The organism is Desulfobaculum senezii, assembly GCF_054657395.1.
Window position 1 is genome coordinate 1,618,310 of the sequence record NZ_BAAHYU010000002.1, and the last position, 23,550, is coordinate 1,641,859.

The 23,550-nt window shown below is 60.1% G+C and carries 15 protein-coding genes and 1 tRNA gene; 11 read left to right on the forward strand and 5 right to left on the reverse strand.

Going from position 1 to position 23,550, the window contains the following annotated elements:
* Positions 1-35 precede the first annotated feature (35 nt).
* Complete coding sequence (locus tag ACYQ2T_RS08040) at positions 36-512, forward strand: N-acetyltransferase (protein ID WP_459899852.1); 477 nt, start codon at positions 36-38, stop codon at positions 510-512.
* An 80-nt stretch (positions 513-592) separates the two neighbouring features.
* Positions 593-679: transfer RNA gene (locus ACYQ2T_RS08045), tRNA-Leu, on the forward strand.
* Between the two features lie 363 nt (positions 680-1,042).
* Here ACYQ2T_RS08045 and ACYQ2T_RS08050 read toward each other — a convergent pair.
* Positions 1,043-1,978, reverse strand: coding sequence for an IS110 family RNA-guided transposase (locus tag ACYQ2T_RS08050; protein ID WP_459899853.1), 936 nt, complete (start codon positions 1,976-1,978; stop codon positions 1,043-1,045).
* 361 nt (positions 1,979-2,339) lie between these two features.
* Between ACYQ2T_RS08050 and ACYQ2T_RS08055 the strand changes: the two genes are divergently transcribed.
* Both ACYQ2T_RS08055 and ACYQ2T_RS08060 read left to right on the forward strand, forming a co-directional pair.
* A complete protein-coding gene (locus ACYQ2T_RS08055) occupies positions 2,340-2,690 on the forward strand; it encodes a diacylglycerol kinase (protein WP_459899855.1) in 351 nt (116 codons plus the stop codon).
* Between the two features lie 331 nt (positions 2,691-3,021).
* Positions 3,022-3,954 carry a GSU2086 family protein gene (locus ACYQ2T_RS08060; RefSeq protein ID WP_459899857.1) on the forward strand — a complete coding sequence of 311 codons (933 nt, stop codon included), beginning with the start codon at positions 3,022-3,024 and terminating at the stop codon, positions 3,952-3,954.
* A 307-nt stretch (positions 3,955-4,261) separates the two neighbouring features.
* Here the strand turns inward: ACYQ2T_RS08060 and ACYQ2T_RS08065 are convergent, their stop codons facing one another.
* Positions 4,262-5,152, reverse strand: coding sequence for a LysR family transcriptional regulator ArgP (locus ACYQ2T_RS08065; RefSeq protein ID WP_404844920.1), 891 nt, complete (start codon positions 5,150-5,152; stop codon positions 4,262-4,264).
* Between the two features lie 125 nt (positions 5,153-5,277).
* Between ACYQ2T_RS08065 and ACYQ2T_RS08070 the strand changes: the two genes are divergently transcribed.
* Positions 5,278-5,895 carry a LysE/ArgO family amino acid transporter gene (locus tag ACYQ2T_RS08070; protein ID WP_459899860.1) on the forward strand — a complete coding sequence of 206 codons (618 nt, stop codon included), beginning with the start codon at positions 5,278-5,280 and terminating at the stop codon, positions 5,893-5,895.
* A gap of 332 nt (positions 5,896-6,227) precedes the next feature.
* Positions 6,228-7,616, forward strand: coding sequence for an aminopeptidase P family protein (locus ACYQ2T_RS08075; RefSeq protein WP_459899862.1), 1,389 nt, complete (start codon positions 6,228-6,230; stop codon positions 7,614-7,616).
* Between the two features lie 99 nt (positions 7,617-7,715).
* On the opposite strand, the gene ACYQ2T_RS08080 is transcribed toward ACYQ2T_RS08075, so the two are convergent.
* Complete coding sequence (locus ACYQ2T_RS08080; RefSeq protein ID WP_404844923.1) at positions 7,716-8,453, reverse strand: sulfotransferase family 2 domain-containing protein; 738 nt, start codon at positions 8,451-8,453, stop codon at positions 7,716-7,718.
* 489 nt (positions 8,454-8,942) lie between these two features.
* Between ACYQ2T_RS08080 and ACYQ2T_RS08085 the strand changes: the two genes are divergently transcribed.
* From ACYQ2T_RS08085 to ACYQ2T_RS08105, 5 genes are all read left to right on the forward strand, one after another.
* The gene (locus ACYQ2T_RS08085) at positions 8,943-12,680 is read left to right on the forward strand and encodes a GAF domain-containing protein (protein ID WP_459899864.1); all 3,738 of its coding nucleotides are present in this window, start codon (positions 8,943-8,945) and stop codon (positions 12,678-12,680) included.
* 7 nt (positions 12,681-12,687) lie between these two features.
* Positions 12,688-14,088 (forward strand): sigma-54-dependent transcriptional regulator, encoded by a 1,401-nt coding sequence (locus ACYQ2T_RS08090; RefSeq protein WP_459899866.1) that lies wholly within the window; start codon positions 12,688-12,690, stop codon positions 14,086-14,088.
* Between the two features lie 370 nt (positions 14,089-14,458).
* Positions 14,459-16,558 carry a methyl-accepting chemotaxis protein gene (locus tag ACYQ2T_RS08095; RefSeq protein ID WP_459899868.1) on the forward strand — a complete coding sequence of 700 codons (2,100 nt, stop codon included), beginning with the start codon at positions 14,459-14,461 and terminating at the stop codon, positions 16,556-16,558.
* A 111-nt stretch (positions 16,559-16,669) separates the two neighbouring features.
* The gene (locus ACYQ2T_RS08100; protein WP_459899870.1) at positions 16,670-19,126 is read left to right on the forward strand and encodes a PAS domain S-box protein; all 2,457 of its coding nucleotides are present in this window, start codon (positions 16,670-16,672) and stop codon (positions 19,124-19,126) included.
* A gap of 2 nt (positions 19,127-19,128) precedes the next feature.
* Positions 19,129-20,223, forward strand: a complete 1,095-nt coding sequence (locus ACYQ2T_RS08105) for an HD domain-containing phosphohydrolase (protein WP_459899872.1) — start codon at positions 19,129-19,131, stop codon at positions 20,221-20,223.
* 69 nt (positions 20,224-20,292) lie between these two features.
* Here the strand turns inward: ACYQ2T_RS08105 and ACYQ2T_RS08110 are convergent, their stop codons facing one another.
* Both ACYQ2T_RS08110 and ACYQ2T_RS08115 read right to left on the reverse strand, forming a co-directional pair.
* Complete coding sequence (locus ACYQ2T_RS08110; RefSeq protein WP_459899874.1) at positions 20,293-21,882, reverse strand: N-acyl-D-amino-acid deacylase family protein; 1,590 nt, start codon at positions 21,880-21,882, stop codon at positions 20,293-20,295.
* A gap of 234 nt (positions 21,883-22,116) precedes the next feature.
* Positions 22,117-23,544 (reverse strand): sodium:solute symporter family protein, encoded by a 1,428-nt coding sequence (locus ACYQ2T_RS08115; protein ID WP_459899876.1) that lies wholly within the window; start codon positions 23,542-23,544, stop codon positions 22,117-22,119.
* Positions 23,545-23,550 lie beyond the last annotated feature (6 nt).

The window sequence follows — 23,550 nt, forward strand, 5'->3', positions numbered from 1 at the left end:
TTTCTGATTCTCCATCTCGGCCAAAGGAAAGCGCCATGATTCGCGAATTCCGCACAGAAGACACCGACGCCGTCCTCGCCATTTGGCTTGACGCGTCCCTTGCCTCGCATGCCTTCATCGACGCTGCATTCTGGCGCGGAAACGTCCAAGCCATGCGCGAGGTCTATCTGCCCCTTGCCCGGACGTGGGTGTACGAGAAAAATGGGGAGGTTGCCGGGTTCATCAGCATGAATGGTGAGTACCTCGCCGCACTCTTTGTCGCGCCCAAGTGGCAGGGTAGGAGAGTGGGGACGACACTGCTCAACCACGCCAAGACCCTTTCACCCGTGCTGCGCCTTGCCGTCTACACCGAAAACACCGCCGCGTGCCGCTTTTACGCGCGCCATGGCTTCCTCTTGGTGCAGGAGCGCCTTGATGAAACAACCGGGCACCGCGAGCAAGTGATGCGCTGGGACCAGCCCGGTTCCACCCGTTTTGCGGCGGATGGCGGGAAAAATGACGTTGAACCATAAAAAATGATTGACGATACGCCGTCATATCTTATAGATACCTCTCCGTCAGCGGCGCAGAGCGCCAACTGACAATACCCCGTGCCGAAGTGGTGGAATTGGTAGACACGCTATCTTGAGGGGGTAGTGGCCGAAAGGCCGTGGGAGTTCGAGTCTCCCCTTCGGCACCATAAAGACGACAAAAGCCCGTAGCACACGCTGCGGGCTTTTTTGCGTCTGGTGGTGGGGCGTTGGGGCTGGGGAGTGGAGAGGGAAGACGAGAAGAGAAGATGCCTTCGGCGAGTTGAGCTCTTAGGTCCTTCGGCCTGAAAGGACGGAGGGCCTTAGAGATCAAGATAGCAGAGCTGGTTAAGGAAATTAGGTGAATTGCAATTCACCTAATTTCCTTAACAATCCTTAGTATTTTTTGGACGGAAGCCGTCCAAAAAATAAGGGGTTGGCCGAGGGGCGGGAGTTGTCAGGGGTGACGACAGTCCTCTCTACGCGCAAACGGACTGTGCGCACGCAGGATTCTTAAGCAATCGTATTGGCAATCAAGCGTTAAGTGCAGGATCCCAAGGTTTTCCCGTCCGTAAAATCGCATTGCAAATTACGAGAAGCTTCCTTGCACAGGCAGTGAGGGCGACCTTTTTAGGTTTGCCCGCATCGCAAAGACGCTGGTAGAAGGCTCGAATTGCAGGGTTCCAGACAGTCGCTGAGATTGCGCTCATGTAAAGGGCGCTGCGTACTTTTATTCGCCCACCCCAAACGCAGCGTTGCCCCGTTTTCTTGCCGCTATCTCTGCTAAATGGTGCCAAGCCTGCCAGAGAGGCTGCTTGCTTCGGCGTTAACGTCTCCAACTCAGGAAAGAAAGCAAGAAGAGTCGCAGAGGTTACTGACGAAATCCCTTTCATGGTTTCAAGCAAAGTTGCCTTGTCACAAAAATCTTTGTCACTGAGAATGTGTTTCTTGATTTCAAGTGACAAGCTCTTTTCTTGCGTTCTCAGAGTCGCAATAACGTCTTCAATGTAAGGGCGCACATCAGACGAAGCTCGCTGCAAGCGAACGCGCTCCCGGGAAAGGATTTCGACGACCTGCCGGCGACGGTTAACAAGAGCTTCCAGCTTGCGCTGAGTTGCCCGGACTTTTTGATTTTCCCGGACAGGGACGACTTCCCCAAACTGAACAAGAACAAGAGCATCAATACGATCCGTCTTCGCCAACACTCCGAGGCTCCGGGCAAAGTCACGCACACGGCGCGGATTTACGACAGCGACGGGAATGCCTTGCTCCATCAAAAAATCTGCGGCGTCAGACTCATATCCACCTGTCGCTTCCACGATGACGAGCTCAACATTATGCGCTTCTGCAGTCTCAACGATTTGCTGAAAACCCGAAGGGTTATTTTCAACAGTGGACGTGCTGTCGTCACCAGAAATGGCGACATCAAGCTTGGCCTTCGATACGTCAATGCCCATGGTGCGTTTCATCGTAGCTCACTCTTCCTTGCAAATTCGAGCTTTGTGCTCTAACAATCATTCGAGTTTGTACTACATATTGCGGCGACCCAGCTTAACAACGAGTTCATTACTCAAGGACGTACGGTCTGCCGCAACAGCCGCCTTCATGCCATTCATGGAGGCGGCTTTCTTTTTTCTCCGCCTTTGGATCAGGGGTCAATATACAAGGACGGGAGTCCTTAAGCCACCGGAGGTAAATACAAGCGTGGCGTAACCACCCACAGGAGCGCCAGCGCGGCACCTGCCGCACGAAGTGTTACGGTTTCTTGACGGTTGCCCTGTCTCCGGCGTAGGAGAAAGGGCTTTTTGTTTGTCAATATCGGAGATTGGAATGAACAGCAGAATTGAGCGCATCGTTAATGCGACGAAATACTCCATGCAGGGCCTGCGGGCTGCACTAGGCAGCGAGAAGGCTGTGCAGGAGGAATTTGCCATTTTGGTCCCGGCGGTGGTGCTGGGCCTGTGGATTGGGGATACGGGTGTTGAGCGGGCGCTTCTGATTGGAAGCTGGATGGTGGTGATCATCACGGAGCTGCTGAATTCCGCAGTGGAGGCCGTGGTGGACCGCTTTGGCTCCGAATGGAACGAATATTCCAAGCTCGCCAAGGACCTCGGCTCCGCCGCTGTGTTCATGGCATTGGCCCTCGCCGCTGTGGTGTGGGGTTGTATTGTGTTTGGCTAAGAGAAGAGAGAGTGAGAGAGTGAGAACCTTACAGACCTAGCTGTTTGGCCTGCTGTGCGCTGTGTCCGCTGCGCCTGAGGCCGCCGCGACGGTGCAGTAGCGGGCGGCCTCGCGTCTTGCCCGCCGGACGTGGAACTGATACCACTCCCGCTGGCCAGACCTTGCCGGGGCGGCGCTGTGGCGCACGTTTCGGCTGATATACAAAGACAAGGCTCCGGTCACTGTGACCGGGGCCTTTTTCATGCGCGCGGCGGTTTTGGCGCGCCGCGAGGCCCTTTTCCGAAGACTCTCCACCGGAAGGCGTAAGCCTCCTGATGCAAAGAAGGCCGTAATGCTCGATTTTTCCAAGATTAAGACGTTTCCCATCGCTGAACGCGAGAACAAGTTTCACCTTGGCATGATGCTGCGCGCCGGTGACGCCGCAGCGCCGGAGACGGTGCCCAACATGCAGGACCTCGTGGAGCATGTGCTTCGCGCCAAGGCGGAAGGCGGCAAGGTCGTGGTGATGATGGGCGGCGCGGTCATCAAGGAAGGATGCGGCGCACTGCTTATCGACCTGATGAAGCGGGGCGTTATTGATCACATTTCGGGCAACGGCGCGGTGTCCATCCACGACTTTGAAATTGCCCTCATCGGCCAAACCTCCGAGCATGTGCCAAACGGCCTGCGCGACGGCAGCTTTGGCATGGTGGAGGAGACCGGCGCGCTCATGAACCGGGCCATATGTGAGGCCGCGGCAGACGGGAAGGGCTATGGGTACGGCATTGGCCGCATCATCGATGCCGAAAACCTGCCCCACAAGGAAGAGAGTGTCCTGTATACTGCCTACAAACTGGGCATTCCTGCCACCATCCATGTGGCCGTGGGGGGCGACATTATCCACCAGCACCCGGCGTGCGACGGCGCGGCGCTTGGGGCGACGTCTTTTCGGGATTTTGAAATCATAACAGAGACCATCGCCAGCATGGGCCGCGGGGCGCTCCTGAATATCGGGTCTGCGGTGCTTATGCCCGAGGTCTTCCTCAAGGCGCTGACCATTGCCCGTAACCTTGGGCACGACGTGTCCGGGTTCACCACGGCGAACTTTGACTTTCTCGATATGTACCGCCCGCGCACACGTGTACTCCAGTGGCCCGAGGAGCTTGGCGGAACGGGCATAGATATCCGTGGTGGCCACAGACAGACCGTTCCGGCGCTGTATGGCGGCATCGTCAACCATCCTAGGGCGGCGGCGCTGCAAGCCCGTGAGGGCGATGCGGCGTAGAGTGGGCCGCACGAGTTGCCCGTGTTTTCTCCGGACGGACTGTCTGGCTGATACGCAAAAAGACGGCCACAGCACTGCGCTGTGGCCGTCTTTTTGCGTGTGAAGTCTCGAACTGTGAGGCTGGCGGAAGGGGGGAGCGGTGCGTGCGTTATTCGTCCTGCCGGGTGCGCCTCGCTTTCCCGCGTCTGGCTTCTTGTCCTGCCACCGTGTGCCCGTTTCTCCGCCTGCCTGTTCGCCTGTTTGCTCCTGCCATTCCAGCCCTTCCGGTTATGACGTAGCCTGCCCACCTCTTCCCCTCCCGCGCCGCTTATTGCGGCAACACAGTGCGGGCGTGTTTGACTACAAGCTGGGTCAGGATGTTTACGGCGTCCACGTCCAGCCCCCATGTGTGCCAGTAGAGGTGCAGTTCCAGACATTTGTCCGGGGCGAGATTGATGAGCAGGCCTTGTTCAAGCTCCCGCAGAACCTGCAATTCCGGCACAAGGGTGTAGGCCATGCCGCGCAGGGTTGCCTCTACAAAGGCCTCGGACGAGGGCATGATGTGAAAGGGGATGTCACCCACCCTGAGGCCGTAGTGTTGCTCCAGAAAACGGAAATGCAGCTCGTCCTTGCGATTAAAGATAACGGCGGGGGCGCGGGAGAGGGCGTTTTCGCTGACGCCGGCCGGGAACCACATCTGCGCGAAATCCGGCGCCGCTACAAGGATGTAGCGCATACGCCCAAGGGGAAAGGTCTGCCCGCCCTGCACAGGAGATGCGTGCGAACCAACACAGCCCACCACTTCGCCGCGCTTGAGCAAGAGGTGCGTCGTCTCTTGGTCATCCAGCACAAGGTCCAACAGGATGCCGTGCCGGAAGGCCAGCGGCGCAACGGCCTCCAGAAACCACGTCGCCAGACTGTCGGCGTGCACACCAATGGACAGCGTCACCGGCCCCTCCACAAGCTGAGGTGACAGCTCCATGAGCGTTTGTTCCTCCAGCAGGCGCACCTGCTCGAAGTGCCGGAGCAGTTTGTGCCCAGCCTCGGTGGCGGTGACGGGCGTGCCCCGGACCACAAGGGCCTGCCCCATGCGCTCCTCCAGCACCTTGACCCGCTGCGATACCGCAGACTGGGTGATGTGCAGAACCCGGGCCGCGTTATCAAAGCCTTGTTCCCGTATAACCGTCGCAAGTGCCTCAAGGTGCTTGTAATCCAGCATTGGCGTCCTTTCGTAGTGGTATTAGCAAAACTTATAGGTGATGAAAAAAATGAGTTTTACTGATTCAAACAGGTACCGTAGAGATAGAGGCCAGTCAAACATTTGTAGGAGGACAAGGTACACCAATGTTCATCATGCCGTTTCTTCAGGGAATGGGGACCGGAGCGGGTCTTATTATTGCCATCGGGGCGCAGAACGCCTTTTTGCTGTCGCAGGGGATTCGCGGCAATTATTCCTTGCAGATAGCCCTGCTGTGCAGCATGTGCGATGCCATTCTCATTACGCTTGGGGTCTCGGGGCTTGGGACGCTGGTGGCCAATAATCCCGACCTTGCCCGCATTGCCGGGTGGGGCGGTGCCGCCTTTTTGTTCTGGTATGGCCTTGGCTCCCTGCGGAGCGCCTTTTCCGGCAAGGCGCTGGACGTCATGCAGGAGCAGAAAAAGTCCCTGCGGGCTGTTTTGCTTGCCACCCTTGGCGTGACCTTTCTCAATCCGCAGACCTATTTGGATACCATCGTCCTGCTTGGCGCCATTGGCGGCCAGTTTGAGGGGCACGGACGGTTTGTTTTTGGTGCTGGGGCCATCACAGCGTCGCTGATGTGGTTCTTTACCCTGTGCTTTGGCGCGCGCCTCTTGGCGCCGTACTTCCAAAGCGCCAAGGCGTGGAAGGTGCTGGACCTGTGCACCTGCGCCATTATGTGGGCAATCGCCGCGTCGCTTGTTCGGGGGCAAATCGTCCTCTGAGCGATGTGGAAATGATACAGTTGATTATGGAACCGGAAAGGGCCGTGGCGGACACCACGGCCCTTTCCTTTTGAAGGCGAGGGGGAGAGGTGGACAGACGGCGGGGCGCTGGGCACAAAGCGAGCTTTCCTGACGCTTGAAATCCCGTCCTTTGCACGTCCTGCAACTGGTGCTGTTATTCGGATCCCAGCTTGAGTCTGCTTCCTTTCGCGGGGCACGCTGTCCGTATCGTGCCTTTGTGCTTGGAGAATTGCCGCGCGCCAGCTTGACATCGTGGCGCATTCAGCGACACTCGCTTTTTTGCTCCACTCAATCCGCAGAAGGAATCCGTCATGTTCGACAGCACCATCTACGCCGCGCGCCGCGCGCGGCTGGCGCAAAGCGGCCTGTCCGGCATTGCCGTTTTTCCCGGCAATGTTGAAGCGCCCATGAATTATACCGACAACTGTTATCCCTTCCGTCAGGACAGCACCTTCCTCTATTACTTCGGGCACGACCTCCCCGGCCTGTGGGGCACCCTTGACCTCGACACCGGCGAAGCCGTGCTGTGGGGCGAGGACGCCACCATGGACGATATTATCTGGACTGGCCCGCTGCCCAGCGTCGCGCAGCGGGCGGAGCGCGTGGGCGCGCAGGGCAGTGGCTCCCTCCGCGCGCTGATGGACGTGCTGCGTGCGGCAACAAAGGGTGGGCGGCAGGTGCACACGCTGCCGCAGTACCGCGCCGAAAACCGCGAGCGTATGGCCGCCATGCTTGGCATTTCGCAGGACGCCGTCAACGCCGCTCCCTCGCGCGCGTTGGCCCTTGCCGTCATTGACCAGCGCAGCTGCAAAGCGCCAGAGGAGATTGACGAGTTGGAAAAGGCCCAGCTGGTCTCGCGCCAGATGTATGACGTTGCCATGCGCATGGCGCGTCCGGGCGTTGCAGAGCGGGACATTGCCGGAGCTTTGACGGGCGTTGTGGCCCGCGCCGGGGGCCTGCACTCCTTCCCGACCATCCTCACAACCCATGGCGAGACCCTGCACCAGCACGCCCATGATGGCGTGCTTGAAGCAGGGCGCATGCTGCTTATCGACTCCGGCGCGGAGTCTTTGGAGCATTACGCCTCGGACATTACGCGCAGTTTCCCCGTGAATGGGCGCTTCGACACGCGCCAGCGCGAGCTGTACTCCATCCTGCACGATGCGCAGGTCGCCGCGTGCGAGGCCTGTGCGCCGGGCGTCAGCTTCCGGGATATTCATCTGAAGACGGCCCGGCACATTGCCAAAGGGCTGACGGCGCTTGGCATCATGCGGGGCAACCCCGAGGACGCCGTTGCCGCCGGAGCGCATGCGGTCTTCTTCCCCCATGGGTTGGGGCATATGATGGGGCTGGACGTGCACGACATGGAAGGCTTCGGCGAGGACCTTGTGGGCTATGGCGAGGGCGTGGAGCGCTCCGCGCAGTTTGGGCTGTCTGCCCTGCGCTTTGCCCGGACTTTGCAGCCGGGGCATGTGGTGACGGTTGAGCCGGGGCTGTATTTTATCCCCGCGCTTTTGGACAAATGGAAGACCGAACGCCGCCACGAAGCCTTTATCGACTACGCACGCGTGGAATCATACGTGGACTTTGGCGGCATGCGCCTTGAGGATGATGTGCTTATCACTGGCGATGGGGCACGCATCCTTGGCCCCGGCATCCCCAAAAGTATTGAGGACATCGAAGCCGCCATGCAGCAGTAAGGCAGCCCTCTTTCGTGAACGGCATAAACAGACGCCGCCCGGACCAGTGGTCCGGGCGGCGTTTTGCGTTGTAATCCTTGGCGCCGCGTCAGGCGCAGGCTACAGCCCCGCGGCGGTGGCGGACATGGGGAAGCAATGCGTGTTGTAGCCTTGCCGCAGGCGCTTCATAAGGATGTATTCATCCTTGAGCATGGCGCGCAGGCGGACGGATTCCTTGGAGGTGATACTGACCTCAATTTTACTTTTGTTGTAGTTGCCGTTGCGCAGGTTGGTGTTGAACACCGTGGACAGAATGCTCAGCGAGCGTTCAATGTCCTCCAGGAAGAAGTACGCATTGAGCGAGCGGATGCGTTCAAAGGCTTCCTTGACGTTGCAGGAGGGCGAGAACATGTACAATTGCCGGAGCAAGTGCTCCTTGGGGATGTTGTCCAGAAAGTCCGAGAACGTGTCCCCAAGCCATGTGAGTTCCTTTTCCCGGTCCGGGTTGCCGTCTTCAATTTCGCGCCAGCGCAGCAGGTTTTTGTAGTGCGAGACCACGCGCTGGCACGGGTCGCGAAAGGAGGTGAAGACGAAGGTCCGTTCGGGCAGTTCGATTTGGTGCAGGGGCGTGTGCGAGAAGGCGTAGAGGAACTTGCCTTCCTTCAGGTAGTTCAGGGTGTGGCCTGAGAAGATAAGGCCGTTGTAATAGACAACATTGCCTTTGTTGATTTCCTGAAACAGGAAGCCGCTTTCGTTGTCGAAGGCATTCAGAAAGATTTTGTTCACCGACGTTCCGCCGCATTTTCTGATGTGGCAGAAGTAATACCGTTCGTATTGACCCTTGATGTTCAGATACATGCCAAGCCCTCCCGCATGGCTTCGACATTTCCGCAGAGCATTGTCCAAAACGCGCCGAACTGTGCCGCCTGATGGATGCGCCGTACAGGGACGGATTTCCCAGACGTTCACCAAGAATAGCATATGCATCCATGAAAGGGGAGCATCGTGGCGGACTTTTTGAGGAAAGCGCGTCATGTTGTCCAGCCTTGTCGCGCCGCGGCTCCTGTACGAAAGGAGAATGCATATTCAGCGCCGGGGGCGTCTTTTCTTCCAGATATCCATAGCCTGCGTGTGCGCGGCCTCGCCCCGCGCCTGTGGCGCGTTCTGCGCCGCGCCAAAGCTGTGACGGGCGCAAGTTGACTTCGTCCGTCCTTTGTATGTTATTCTTGGCGGGTGTGTTGTGTGTTCGGAAAATGGGGCCGGAGCGATGCCGATTTTTCCGGGCCTTGCGCCAAGGTGGCGCGCTGTGGTGGATGCTGTTGTTTTGGCTGTTTGGCAGGGGGATGCATGACAAAGTCCGGTCAGCAGGGAGCTTGTGGCGCCGCCGCGCAGCAGTGGCAGCTGGTTGTGGAGCAGATGCCAGCGCCGGTCTGTGTGGTGGATGCCCAAAACTGGCGCATTGAGTACGCCAACCCGGCGGCCAAGGCGGCCTTTGGCGGCGAGTGTGTTGGCAGTCGGCTCGACGAGGTGCTTGGTGCCCACCGCGCCGCTGACATGCTGCGGGCGTGGAGCGAAGGCGATGACCAAACCGGCATATCGTGGCGCCTTGCCGTTGGCGGCGAGACCTTTGCCTTTACCGCCGCCCAAAGCACATGGTCGGATGGCCGGACGGTTTTCATCGTGACAGCCGTTCCCGCTCCGGAGGAGCAGGAGTGCGAGGATCCTGATTCGCCGGAAGCGGAGCAGGCGCGGCTGTTTGCCATGGCTGTCGACGCCGTGAAGGATGGCGTGTGGGACTGGCACATCCCATCGGGCTGGGCGTTTTTTAGCCCGCTTTACAACACTATGCTGGGGTATGAACCTGGCGAATTGGAGCCAACGTACGAGACGTGGAGCGACCTGCTGCATCCGGACGACAAGGAACGCGCGCAGCGGGAGGTTAAAGCCCACATTGCGGCGTCCAGAGCGTATGATGTGGAATTTCGCATGCGGACCAAGTCCGGCGACTGGAAATGGATTCAGGCGCGCGGCAGGGTGGTGGAGGTGGACGACACCGGGGCCGTGGTGCGCATGGTTGGCACGCATAGCGATATTTCGGAACGGAAGGCCGCAGAATTGGCCCTGAAGGAATCCGAGCATCTGTTTGCGCTGTTTATGGATCAGCTTCCCGCCCTTGTCTTCATGCAGGACGAAGACATACGCCTGACGTACGCCAACGCCTTTTTCCGCGAAGCAACGGGGATAGACGACCCCACGGGGCTGACCCCGTCGCAGTACTATCCCGAGGACGTAGGCCGTGAACTGGAGGCGCAGTCCCGCCGCGTCCTTGCTGGCGAGGGCATCCGCGGGCAAAAGCGCTTGACCACGCGGGAGGGGGTGTCCTTCGTCCATCAGGTGGTCAAGTTTCTCATCGAGCGGGACGGCCGCCCGCCACTGGTGGGCGGCGTGGCGTGGGACATAACGGACATGGTCGCCCTTGCCGAACTCATGCGCGAGGTGAATGCCGCGCCGGGGTTGGATGAGATGGTGAGTGCCATCCTGCGTTGCGTGAGCGATTCGTTTTCCGTGCCGTTTGTGATGATTCTCCTCAAGGAAAATGGCGCGTTTGTCCCGCGTGGAATGCATGGCTTCAGCCTCTCCCCCAACGCCGCGTCCGAGATTTTGCAGCAGGATGGTTTGTGTCCGTGCCTTGCCGAGGCGGCGCGGGGCACGCCCGCGTTTATCAATGATGTGCCGTCAACGCAGGGTTGTACGGGAATGCTCTGCGCGCGCGAGGGGATTGTCTCGCAGGCGTCGCTGCCTCTTATGGAGCAGGGCGAGGTCATTGGCGTATTGGGTGTTGGAAGCGGCGTTCCCCGCGATTTTGCGGCAAAGCGCGACATTCTTGAGTCTCTTGCCCTTGTGGTGACCCTTGGCCTCAAGCGTGCGTTTATGTTTGAGGAACAGGTGAAGCTGGCGGACAAGTTGGACGCCAAGGTTGCCGAACGGACGCAGACACTGGAGGCCGTGAACCGCGAGCTTTTGGCGAGTTTGGATTTGCTGGAAAAGGCGCGTGTTGAAAATCGCTTTAACCAGCAGCGGCTGGAGGCGCTGGTGGAGCTGGCGCGTATGGAGACGGCCTCGGCGCAGGATATTGCGGACTACGCGCTGGAGCAGGCCGTGAGCATGACGCGCAGCCGCATAGGCTATCTGCACTTTGTGGATGAGGAGAGCGGCATAATCAACCTGCACTCATGGTCCCAAAAGACCCGCGAGCAGTGCTCCATGGATATGAACGAGCACTATTCCCTCGACCACGCCGGAATATGGGCGGACTGCGTGCGTAAGCGAAAGCCCGTGGTGCACAATGATTATCCCGCCGCGCTGCACCGGAATGGCTATCCTGAGGGGCATATCCCCGTTACCCGGCATATGAGTGTGCCTGTTATTGTTGGCGGGCGTGTGGTGGCGGTGGCTGGTGTCGGCAACAAGGACGTGCACTATACGCCCTCGGACGTGAACCAACTGTTCTTGTTTGCGGATTCGCTCTTTCGCATTATCCACCGCAAAAAGAGCGAGATGGCCCTCCAGCAGGCCAAGCGCGAGGCCGAAGAGGCCAACGCCGCCAAGAGCGAATTTCTCGCCAAAATGAGCCACGAGATACGCACTCCCATGAACGCCATCCTCGGCATGGCGGAAAACGTGCTGCATACGCCGCTGAATGCGGAGCAGCGGCGGATGGTGGACATCCTCAAGCGCTCCGCCGGGTCGCTACGGGGCATCATTGACGACATCCTCGACATATCGCGCATTGAGGCGCGGCGGCTGGTCCTTGCGGATGCGGATTTTTCCCTTGAGGACGAATTGCGCGAGGTCACGGACGCGTACCGCACGCTCTTTGACAACAGGGGGCTTAGGTTGGCCGTGAAGGTGGAGTGCTCCGCCGCCCCTGTGGTCCGTGGCGACGCGGTACGCTTTCGGCAGATTCTGTCCAACCTGTTGGGCAATGCCCTCAAGTTCACCACGCACGGTGGCGTCACGGTGGTGCTGGCCTCGTCCGAGTCCGCAAGCGGCGAGGATGTGCACGTGGTGCTGGAGGTTCGCGACACGGGCATCGGCATTCCAAAGCACCATCTGGAAACCCTCTTTGATGCCTTTGTACAGGTCCGCAGCGATACCTCGGCGGCGCGCGAGGGGGCGGGGCTGGGCCTCGCCATCGTCAAGGAGCTGGTGACCATGATGCGCGGCACTATCGACGTGGACAGCACGCTGGGCGACGGTACCGCGTTCACTTGCTCCCTGCTTTTGCCCAAGGGTGATGAGGGGGCGGTCCAGGCGCGGCAGGCGGCAAAGCCTGCGTCACAGGATGAGCCGCCGGTGACCGGACTGCATATCCTCCTTGCCGAGGATAACGAGGAAAATGTGCAGGTGGCGGGGCTGTTTCTCCAGCGCCTCGGGCATACGTGGGATGTTGCCTGCGACGGAGCACAGGCGCTGAAGCTGCTCACGGAGCGCGCCTACGATGTGGTGCTGATGGACCTTGAGATGCCCGTGATGGATGGGCTGGAGGCCACCCGCCGCCTTCGCGCTGGGGAGGCGGGCGAGGCGGCGCGCACCGTGCCTGTTGTCGCGCTGACGGCCCACGCCGTTTCCGGCTACGAAGAAAAGGCCCGCGAGGCCGGGATGGACCACTTTTTGACCAAGCCCATGAACTTTCGGGAGTTTGACGCGGCGCTGCGCCTTGCTGCGCCACATGAGGACGCGGCCAAGAAGGGTGCGGTTATCGACCGCGAGGCTGTGCTCTCGCACCTTGATGGCAACGAGGTGCTCCTTGGGGAATTGATTGAAATCTTCCTGCGGAATATGCCCCCGCGCCTTGCGGCGCTGCATGCCGCCTGCCGCGCGCGCGATGTTGAGGACGCCCTGCGGGCGGCGCATTCCCTTAAGGGCAACGCGGCGACCATTGGTGCGGGGCGTCTTGCGGAGTTGGCGGAGAGGGCGTCGGGGCTTATCCGGGACGAACAATGGGGAGAGTTGGAAACCGTTTTGCCGCAGCTTACCGAGTGCTTTAGCCATGTCCAGCTGAGCCTGCGGGAGGAAATGTGAGGGCAGGATGGGGTACGTTCTCATCGTCGATGACGACGAACTCATAGGGCATCAGCTGTCACGCACTGTGGAGCAGATGGGCTGTACGCCATTTTGGGTGCAGACGCTGGCCCATGGGGAGCGCGAGGTGCTGCGCGGCGTGTATGATGTGGTGCTGCTTGATGTCTCGCTGCCCGATGGCAATGGGCTGGAGGCGCTGCCCCGTTGGGTTGAGTTGCCTGCCGCACCCGAGGTGGTCATCATCACGTCTGCGGAGGGCGGCCGCGCGGCGGAGCAGGCCATTACCAGCGGCGCGTGGGACTATATCCGCAAGCCCGTGGACCTTGCTGAATTGCGCCTGACGGTGCTGCGTGCGTTAACCTACAAGGCATCCAAAACGGCGCGGCGCAGCAGTGCTGCCTTTGGGCGCGATGCCATTATTGGCTCCAGCCCGCGACTGCTTGCCTGCATAGAGCGCGCGGCAGAGGCCGCCAGCGGCGACGCCGCCGTGCTGCTGCTTGGCGCAACCGGGACGGGAAAGGAGCTGTTTGCCCGCGCCATCCACGACAATAGCGCGCGGGCAAATGGGCCGTTTGTTACTGTGGACTGCGCCGCGCTGCCGCCAACCTTGGTGGAGAGTACGCTGTTTGGCCACGCGCGGGGCGCATTTACCGGAGCGCAGGAGCCACGGGAAGGGTTGGTGGCGCAGGCGGACGGCGGAACGCTGTTTTTGGACGAGGTGGGCGATTTGCCCATTGATGTACAGCGTTTGTTCCTGCGCGTGTTGCAGGAGCGCCGCTTTTTGCCCGTGGGGGCAGATTTGGAGCGGCGGAGTGATTTTCGTCTTATTGCCGCCACCAATCAGGACATGGACGCGCTTGTGAGCGCGGGGCGTTTTCGGGCCGATGTGCTGTTTCGCATACAGGGATTTGTTCTGGCCTTGCCGCCCCTTACGGAGCGCGAAGGCGATATTGAAGACCTTGCCGTGCACTGGTGCGCTGAGTTTTGCCGCCGCGCCGGGGTGGATGTAAAGGGGCTGTCGCGCGCCTTCGTCGCGTGCCTTTCGGCGTACCATTGGCCCGGAAATGTGCGCGAATTGGTCCAAACTGTGGAGCGGGCGGTCTCCGCCGCGTATGATGCGCCCCAGCTTCGCCCGCAGCACTTGCCGAGGCCCCTCCGCGCGGCCGTGGCGGGCAGGATGCATGGTGCGGAGCAGGAAAATGGCGGGCAACACGTTGCCGAACGCGGCGCATTGCCCCTGTTTGCGGAATTTCGGCGCGAGATAGTTACCCGGGGAGAGAAGGACTACCTGCGCATGCTTGTGGACGAGGCGCAAGGTTCGCTTGAACGGGCGCTTGCCCTTTCCGGGCTGTCCAAGACCCGGCTCTATGAACTGCTCCGCGCGCACGGCTTGCGGCTGCGCCCTTAGCCCGGCGTCGTGCTGCCCTCCGCCGTGGGAGTGGTGCGTCATGGCGATACGTCTTTTCGATGGGAAAGTGCAGTCTTCCGGTTTTTTCGGAGTGTGTGCGATTTTCTCGTCCGTTTCCGTTTTTATCGCACTTTCGGCACGGGAATGAAACAGTGTGGAAGGCGCGTCACACACGCAAGAGGTTGGCTTTTCAGCAGGTGTTGAAATGTACCGTGGCTATGAAAAAATGGCATCGTTGTTGCTCCTGTAAAGATGATTGGCCCGCAGTGCATACAAGAAGGGCCCGCACCATTGTGGCGCGGATGAGCTTCAAGGAAAACTGCAGATTGTAGAAGAATGCACCGCCGGCCATTACCCTTGGGAGGGGATTATGCTCAAGGATTTGTCGATTTCCAAAAAGGTAACAGGTGGTTTTGCCGTCGTTCTTGCCCTGATGGTCGTCATGGGCGTTGTGGCATTGCAAGGGCTTGAACACGGGGCCAAGGGCTTTGAAACCTACAGAAACTGGGCACGGAATTCCAACCTCTCCAGCGAGGTGCGCGACCACTTGGTCAACGCGCGCCTTGCTATGAAGGACTATGGCCGTGGCGAGGATGAGGTTTTGCCGACGTTCAGAGAAAACTGGGCGGATATGAACGAGCATCTTGAAGAGGCCCGTGAACGCATCGCGAGCCCGGAGCGCGTTCGCCTGCTGAAGGAATTCGAGGCGTTGACCAAACAGTATTCCGCATCTGTGGAGCGCATGACCAATGCCGCGACCCAAGGCGAGCGAGAAGAGATTCTTCACAGCAGTTTGGATGTTCTTGGCCCTCAGCTGCTTGACCGCATTGAGCAAATTCAGACCAGCTATGTGAAGAATCAGGACGCCCTAGGGCCTGTTCTGCAGGCGCAGAATAGCCGCACCGTCACCCTTGCGACAAGCACAGGGATCGCGGCACTGGTTATCGGCGTTCTGTTTGCCGTGATGATTTCCCTCGCCATCACGCGGCCCCTGCGCAAGTCCCTTGCGTTTGCCGAGGCCGTGGCCAAGGGCGATTTTCAGGCGCACCTTGATGTGGACCAAAAGGACGAGACCGGCCGCATTGCCGCCGCTATTCGTGACATTGCAGGCATTGTAGGTGGCGTGACCGAAAAAATGGACGTGATGATGCAAGAGGTCTCGCACGGGAAGCTGCATACGCGCACAGATGCCAGTGGCTATTCCGGCGGATTTAAGCAGCTTGTGGATGGGGTGAACAGGCTTGCGGATCGCCTTGTGGGGCTTATTGACGGCTTGCCGCTTCCGGTTATGGCCATCGACAAAAACTACAACGTTCTCTTCATGAACGAAGTTGGTATCGGCCTTGGCAATGCGGAGCGTGGTGATGTGGAAGGGCGGAAGTGTTACGACTTCTTCAAAACGTCCGACTGCAAAACAGCCCAGTGCTCCTGCACCCGCGCCATGGATTCGTTGGAGTCCGCAACATCGGAAACTGACGCGCACCCTGGCGGCAATGACCTTGAGATTCAGTACAGCGCATCACCCATCTTGGATGACGACGGCAACGTGGTCGGCGCCTTTGAGGTTGTGGTGGACCAGACGGATATTGTGGAGGCCTATAGGCGTATGGAAAACATTGCAGGCCGTGCGCAGACCATTTCCTCCCGTATGTCCGAACAGGCCGAGGAGCTTGCCGTGCAGGTGCGGCAGGTGACCGAAGGCGCAATGACCCAGCGCGACAGAATGACCGAGACCGCAACGGCCATGGAGCAGATGAATTCCACGGTTTTGGAAGTGGCGCAGAACGCCAGCTACACGGCGGAGAGCACAGGCAAGGCCCGCGAGCACGCCGAGGGCGGCGCAAACGTTGTTGGCGACGCGGTGTCTGCCATTAAGGAAGTGCACGAATCCGCCTCGGAGCTGCAGGAGAGCATGCGCTCCCTTGGCCAGCAGGCCGAAGCTATCGGTCAGGTGATGAACGTGATTACCGACATTGCGGACCAGACCAACCTGTTGGCCCTGAACGCAGCCATTGAGGCCGCCCGCGCGGGCGATGCCGGGCGCGGGTTTGCCGTAGTGGCAGACGAGGTGCGCAAGCTGGCCGAAAAGACCATGAGCGCCACGCATGAGGTTGGCGTCAGTATCAGCGCCATTCAGGACTCAGCGCGCTTGAATGCGGCCAGCATGGACCGGGCTGTGACCAGTGTGGACCGGGCAACAAAGCTGGCTGGCGAGTCCGGAGACGCCCTGACGCGCATTGTCCAGTTGGTGGTGGATTCCTCCAGACAGGTGGACGGCATCGCCACGGCCAGCGAGGAGCAGTCCTCGGCCAGCGAGCAGATCAATCAGGCCATTGAGGAAGTCTCAACCATTGTGAATCAGACCGCAGACGGCATGTCACAGTCCTCGCGCGCATTGGAGAGCTTGGCGACGATGTCCGGCGAACTGAACGACCTTATCGCAGAACTGCGCACAAACGGTAAGAATTAGCCGCGCTCTTGGCGGCATCCCTTCCCCTTCCCGCACCCGCGCGGAGGGTGGTGCATGGGCGCCGCCCTCCGCCGGGCAAGCGGCCCACGAAGATTTTGCAGGATGATGCATATGGCAGATTGTACCCCCCATATATCCATGAGCCGGTTCCTCGTTATTGATGATGACGAGATGAGCCGCCACCTTTTGGTCGCGGTACTCACGTCCCTTGGGGGCACGGTGCATGCCGTCCCCGAAGACCATGACATCCCCGAAAGCATACCTGAGGATGTGGACATTATTGTGATGGATGCCGCTATCGCCAGCGCGAAGCGGGAGCACATTGTGGAGCATCTCCGTCATAAGGGGGCGCACAACGGGGACCATAACGGGGAGCAAGCCGGGGAGAATGAGGAGGAATGCGACGTCATCCATTCCCCGGGCCTTTTTATCACGACGGCTGTTGTGGATGACGAAACCCTGCGTCAGGCACTTGCCCTTGGTGCGGAAGCCGTGCTGCAAAAACCGGTGAACAAAACCGAAATGTCGCTCCGCATAGACGCCGCTCTGAAGCGGCGGGCGGAGCAGATGGAACTGCTTTGCCTGCGCGGTGAGTGCGAGTCCCTCCGCCGCCGCGTGCAGGAATTGGAGGACCAGCCCCGCGCGGCGGACCCAGCTTTGCCTCAGCCGGCCCCTGCCCACTGTTCCTCTATAGGGCCTTGGGCGCCGGAGGGGCATGAGTTGCCCGAGTCCTATGCGCGCTCGCTGGAGCAGGAGCGCCAGCGCTACAGCGCCATCCTTGCCTCATTGGACACGGGCCTGACACTTCTCGGGCCGGATATGCGCATTGAATGGGTCAACGACCATGTCCGCGCCATGTTTCCGAATCGCCAGCCGGAAGGCGAGCTGTGCTATCGCTTTTATTACGGCAAGGAAAAACCGTGTGTAACCTGCGGCGTCCGCGAGGTATTCCGAACTGGTGAACCAACGACTTTTGAGCGCTATTCCCCGGAGACCGGGCGGTGGTACTCGGTCTATTCCGCTCCGGTTTTTGACAAAGGGCAGCAGGTGACCCGTGTGCTGGAGGGCGTGACGGACATCACCGAGCGCAAGCATCACGAACAGCGTCTCCTTTCGGCACTGCACAAGCACGAGCAGTTGGCGTTTATCCTGAACAATAGCCCCCTGTACGCCTTTGTGTGGAAAAACGAGCCGGGCTGGCCTGTTGAGTTTGTGTCGGACAACATCACAGGCCTTGGCTATGCTCCGGAGGATTTTCTGGGCGGACACATTGCCTACGCCGACATTCTGCATCCCGATGATGTGGACCGCGTGGCCGCGGAAATCCGCCAGCATAGCGAGGCGAAGCGCTCCGAATTTAAGCAGGAGTACCGTCTTGTCTCACGCGACGGAGATATGCGCTGGATGGAGGATATGACGTGGATAATCCGCGATGAGCAGGGCGAGATAACGCATTTTCATGGTATTTTATATGATGTCTCCCGCCGCAAGCGCGATGAAACCCAGCTGCGCAAGCTTTGGCGCTCCGTTGAAAACAGCCCCACCACCGTGGTCATTACCGATACGCGGGGCATTATTGAGTATGTGAATCCCGCTTTCACCACGGCAACGGGCTATTCCCGCGAGGAAGCCCTCGGGCAGACCACGGGCATCCTGCGCTCCAACGTGCACGACGACGCCTTCTACGCCGAGCTGTGGACGACGATATCCGCCGGGAAAACGTGGCGCGGCGAGATTTGCAACAAGCGCAAGGACGGCACCCTCTTTTGGGAGCAGGCGTCCATTTCACCTGTGGTGGACGACGCAGGGAGCGTCACCCACTATGTGGCGGTCAAGGAGGACATCTCCGACAAGAAGGACTTTGAGCGGCTGAAGCAGGACGTGGAGCGCATTATGCGTCACGACCTCAAAACCCCGCTCAATACCCTCATCGGCCTGCCGCAGGTGCTGACGATGGACGACAACCTCACCGAGGAGCAACTCGAAATCGTCCGCGCCATTGAGGACTCCGGCAAACGTATGCTGCATATGCTGGATATTTCCGTGGACCTGCTCAAGATGGAAATGGGCGAGTACGAATACATTCCCGGCGATGTGGATATCCTCGCCGTTATTCGCAAGCTGCTCGGCCAGTCGCACCACAAGTTGGTGGTGAAGCAGTTGGAGGTCAACGTGCAGTTGGACGGCGCGCCCGTCACGCCCGCCATGCGCCTGTATGCCTGTGGTGAAGAGCGCCTCGTCTACACAATGTTCTCCAACCTGCTGGACAACGCCATAGAGGCCTCACCCCGGCAGGGGGCCATCTCCATCAGCATGACGCAGGGGCAGGAGATACTTACCGCTGTTGTCCGCAATAGCGGCGCCGTGGCGCAGGAAGTGCGCACGCATTTCTTCGAAAAGTTCAAAACATACGGCAAAACAGGCGGCACAGGGCTTGGGACCTATTCCGCCAGGCTCATGGCCGACGCCATGCAGTATGACATCGCTATGGAAACGTCCGACACAACCGATGAAACATGGCTTACGATAACGATGCCCGCATCCTGCGCTGGCTTCATTGAGGGCTGACCATGACCACACACAGCCATACCATCCTTGTGCTGGATGACGAACCGCACAACGTTTTGCTGCTTCGGGAGCTGCTGCGGAAGCAGGGCCACGAGGTGGTCGGCACAAGCTCGCCTATTGAGGCGCTCCAGATTGTGGACCGCTCCTTCGACCTTGTGCTGTCCGACGTCATGATGCCGGAGATGAACGGATTTCAGTTTGTGGAGCAGTTGCGCGGCAATCCGGAGACTGAGGACATCCCCGTCATCATTGTGACCACGCTGTCCGACAAGCCGGACCGGCTGCGCGCTGTGCAGTCTGGCGCCAATGACTTCATCACCAAGCCCGTGGACGCCTTTGAACTGGAGGTCCGCACGGCGTCCATGCTGCGGCAGAAGCGCCAGCAGGACGAGATTAAACTCTTTCAGCAGGACCTTGCGGGCATGGTGGAGGAACGCACCGCCGACCTGCAACGCACGTTGAATCGACTGCATACGTCGCATATTGAGAGCATTCTGCATCTTGCCGCCGCCGCGGAATACAAGGACGAGGACACCAGCACCCACATCAAGCGCATGAGCCGTTATTCCGCGCTTATCGCCAAGAGTTTGGGGCAGGATGACCACTATGTGGACCTTATCCTCAGGGCCAGCCCCATGCACGACGTGGGCAAAATCGGCATTCCGGACGACATTTTGCTCAAGCCCGGACCGCTGACGGCGCAGGAGTGGGAAACGATGAAGACGCACACCACCATCGGCGGCAAGATTCTTGGTGCGGGCAGTTCGGAGTATATGCTCATCGGCACCAGCATTGCCCTGACCCACCATGAAAAGTGGAACGGCACCGGCTATCCGGCGGGGTTGGCCGGGGAGGATATCCCTCTGTGCGGGCTTATTTGCGCTGTGGCGGATGTGTTTGATGCGCTGACCAGCAAGCGCCCCTACAAGGACGCCTTCCCCGAGGACAAAGCCTTGAGCATTCTGCGCGAGGGCAGGGGAGTGCACTTTTCACCGCGGGTGCTGGACGCCTTTCTTGACAACTTGGATGCGGTCCGAGATATCCGTGCCAAGTACTGTGACGAGCATGCCAACCACTGCGACGACCACGTCAATTAAGACAAAAAGGCCCCTCCGTGTGCAGCGGAGGGGCCCAGAGGGGTTGTGACGCAATAAAAGAGTCACAAACTATAAACGAATCACCGTGCCGGGGGCGGCGTCGGTGTTTTCGCCGTCTTGAACCACGGCCTCGCCATTGACGAAGACATGCGGGATGCCTTCGGGATACTGGCAGGGGTCCGTGAAGGTGCCCTTGTCCTCAACGGTTTCGGGGTCGAAGATGACAAGGTCGGCAAAGTTGCCGGGGCGCAGGACGCCGCGCTCGGGAATGCTGAAGACGGACGCCGGGCGGCCGGTCATCTTGGTCACGGCTTCCTCAAGGCCAAGGCTGCCGCGCTGGCGCACGTAGCGGCCAAGGACGCGCGGGAAGGAGCCATACACACGCGGATGCGGCTTGCCGCCAAGCAGGCCGTCTGTGCAGACGTTCATTTCCGGACGGCGCATAAAGCCTTCCACATGCTCTTCCAGACCGTAGAAGTCCACCATGCCCACGGCGTTATCTTCCTGCAGCAGCAGGTCAAAGGTAGCCTGATACGGGTCCATGCCACGCAGCTCGCCAATTTCCGTCAGATTCTTGCCAATGCAGTCGGCGTTGGCCTCGGTCTTCACGTCCGTGACGTAGATGCCGTCCAGCCCGGCAAACTGCACAAAGTTGTCCCAGCCGTCGATGCCGTTTTCGATGTCCTGAATCATGCGCTTGCGGGCTTCGGCGTCCGCGAGGCGCTGGAGCAGGTTGTCCGTGCCGCCGTCATGCGCCCACGGGGGCAGAATGACGCCCAGCATGGTGGAACCGGCCACGTAGGGGTACTGGTCAAAGGACACGCGGATGCCCTCGGCCTTGCACTTGTCCAGTAGCTGCAGGACCTTTTCGTACTTGTCGGCGTTGTTTTTGCCGCAGACCTTAAAGTGCGAGAAGTGCACCTTGACGCCGGACTCGCGGCCCATGGTGATGACCTCTTCCATGGACTCAAGGATGGTGTCGGCCTCGCTGCGCTGGTGGATGACGAGGGGGCGGTCAAACTCCGCGGCGGCCTTGCACAGGGCGACCATCTCGCGCGTGTCGCTGTAGGCGCAGGGCATGTAGATGAGGCCGGTGGACAGGCCCATGCCGCCCGCTTCAAGCTCGCGGCGCAGGATGTCCTGCATGCGCAGCAGGTCGTCGTCCGTGGCTTTGACATTGCCAAGGCCAAGGGCCTCCATGCGCACGTTGCCGTGGGGGATGAGGTAGCCCTCGTTGGGGGCGCTGCCGTTGGCTTCCAGCAGCTTCAGGTAGCCGTCCGTCGTCTCGTAGGACCAATCCAGCTCCTCCACATCGCCGTCCAGACCGGCAAGGTTCTTGCGCCACGGGCTTTCGTACTTGGTGGGCATGGGCGCGGCGGAGATGCCGTCCTGTCCCAGAATCTCGGTGGTGACGCCCTGACGGGTTTTGGCCGGGACGTGCTTCTGGCGGAAGATGAGCAGGTCGGAGTGGCTGTGGGTGTCGATGAAGCCGGGGCAGAGGACCTTGCCCTGCGCGTCCAGCTTCTCGTCAAAGTCGCCTTCCACGTTCTGGCCGCGCACCACGTCGATGATGCGTTCGTCTTCGGTGATGACGCAGCCGTCAAAGCGCTGCTGGCCGGTGCCGTCGATGATTGTGGCGTTGTGGATGAGTCGTTTCATGGTCGGTCTCCTTGGGCGGGTGGTCCCGCTTTCTGGTCCTTTGCGGCGCGTGGACATGCGCGGCCTGCAAGGGGAGGTGGTAAAATATGTCCGGCGGCTGCTTCCTGCCGCCGGAGGGTGCCGCCCAGGCGCGCTCTGGTGCGCCGGGGCGGCTGGCTGGGCCGGATGTCGGGGCCTGCTGTCTGGCCCTGATAGAGGGGGCTGACGCAGGGGATGACATTCCGGCGGGGTGGACTATTCTCCGGCTGCGGCGGCTTCTTCATGCTCCTTGGTGATGGCCAGCGGGGCGGGCTTGCGGCCCATGGCGATCTCTATCTTGGAGATGAGGAAGAACGACAGCGTACTGACAAGGGAGCCGAAAACGATGGCCATGATGCCGTACGGTTCACCGGCCTGCTGCCACGCGATGGCGGCAACGGAGCCGAGGATGATGGAGTACAGGCCGCCGTTGACGGTGGCGTTGTTGTACATCAGGCCGAACACAAAGGCCGCGAACGGACCGGCCGCACGCATGGTAAAGGCCAGAATGAGCAGCGAGATGATAGAGTAGTTGCCAAGGGCGATGATGACGGAGCAAGTGCCGACGAACAGGATGGCGCCCTTGCTCCAGGTCATAAGGTCCTTGTCCGTTGCGTTCGGGCGGATGTAGCGCTGGAACACGTCCTTGGTGAACAGGGTGGACACGGCCAGCATGTTGCCCGAGGCGCTGGACATGGTGGCGGCGACCACGGAGGCCAGCACCACACCCGCGATGATGGTGGGCGCGAAGTGCTGCGCGGCCGTGGGCAGGGCGCTGTTAGGGTCGATGTCCGGGAAGTGGGACAGAGCCACAAGGCCGATGACCGCCGGGATGAATCCGTACAGGGCCATCAGGCAGGAGCACATGAAGGAACCCATCTTGGCAACCTTGGCATTGCGCGCGGCAAAGTAGCGTTGCACGGCTTCCTGACCGGTGGAGAAGGTCATGAAGTACATCAGGATAAGGCCGAGGATGGTCTTCCAGCCAACGTTGGTTAAGCTCATCTGGTGTGCTGGCAGAGTGGACACCAGATGGTCCCAACCGCCTGCGTTGTGCAGGATGATGGGCATTGCGACGGCCATGCCGATGGTGATCACAAGGATGTGCACGATGTCCGTGAACGCAACCGACATAAGCCCGCCCATCAGGGTGTAGGCGGTGACGACGCAGCCTGCAAGGATGATGACCTTCTGCAGCTCAATGCCCGTCACAACGTGGATGATGGTGGAGGTGGCGATGACCTGCGCCGCAGTGGCGAAGAACAGCGCGGAGATGGACAAGAAGGTCGTCATGATGTGCGAGGTCCGGCCGTAGCGGCGGCCGAGGATTTCCGGCACCGTCGTCGCCATGGATTTGCGCAGATACGGCGCAACAAAGGAGACGAGGAAAATGCCGATGCCCGCGCTGACAACGTACCAGCCAGCGGAGAAACCCCACTCGCCATAGGCCTTGGCCGCGACACCCAGGGTACTGCCGCCGCCGATTTCGGCGGCGGCGAGAGTCCCTGCCATCATGGCCGGGCCAAGCTGGCGACCGGCGAGGAGAAAGTCCTCGGATTCACGAATCTTGCGCTTGGCAACCCACAGGCCGATACCGATCATGCACGCCATGTAGGCGAGGATGACATAGAAAGTGCTGGTCATGGCAGG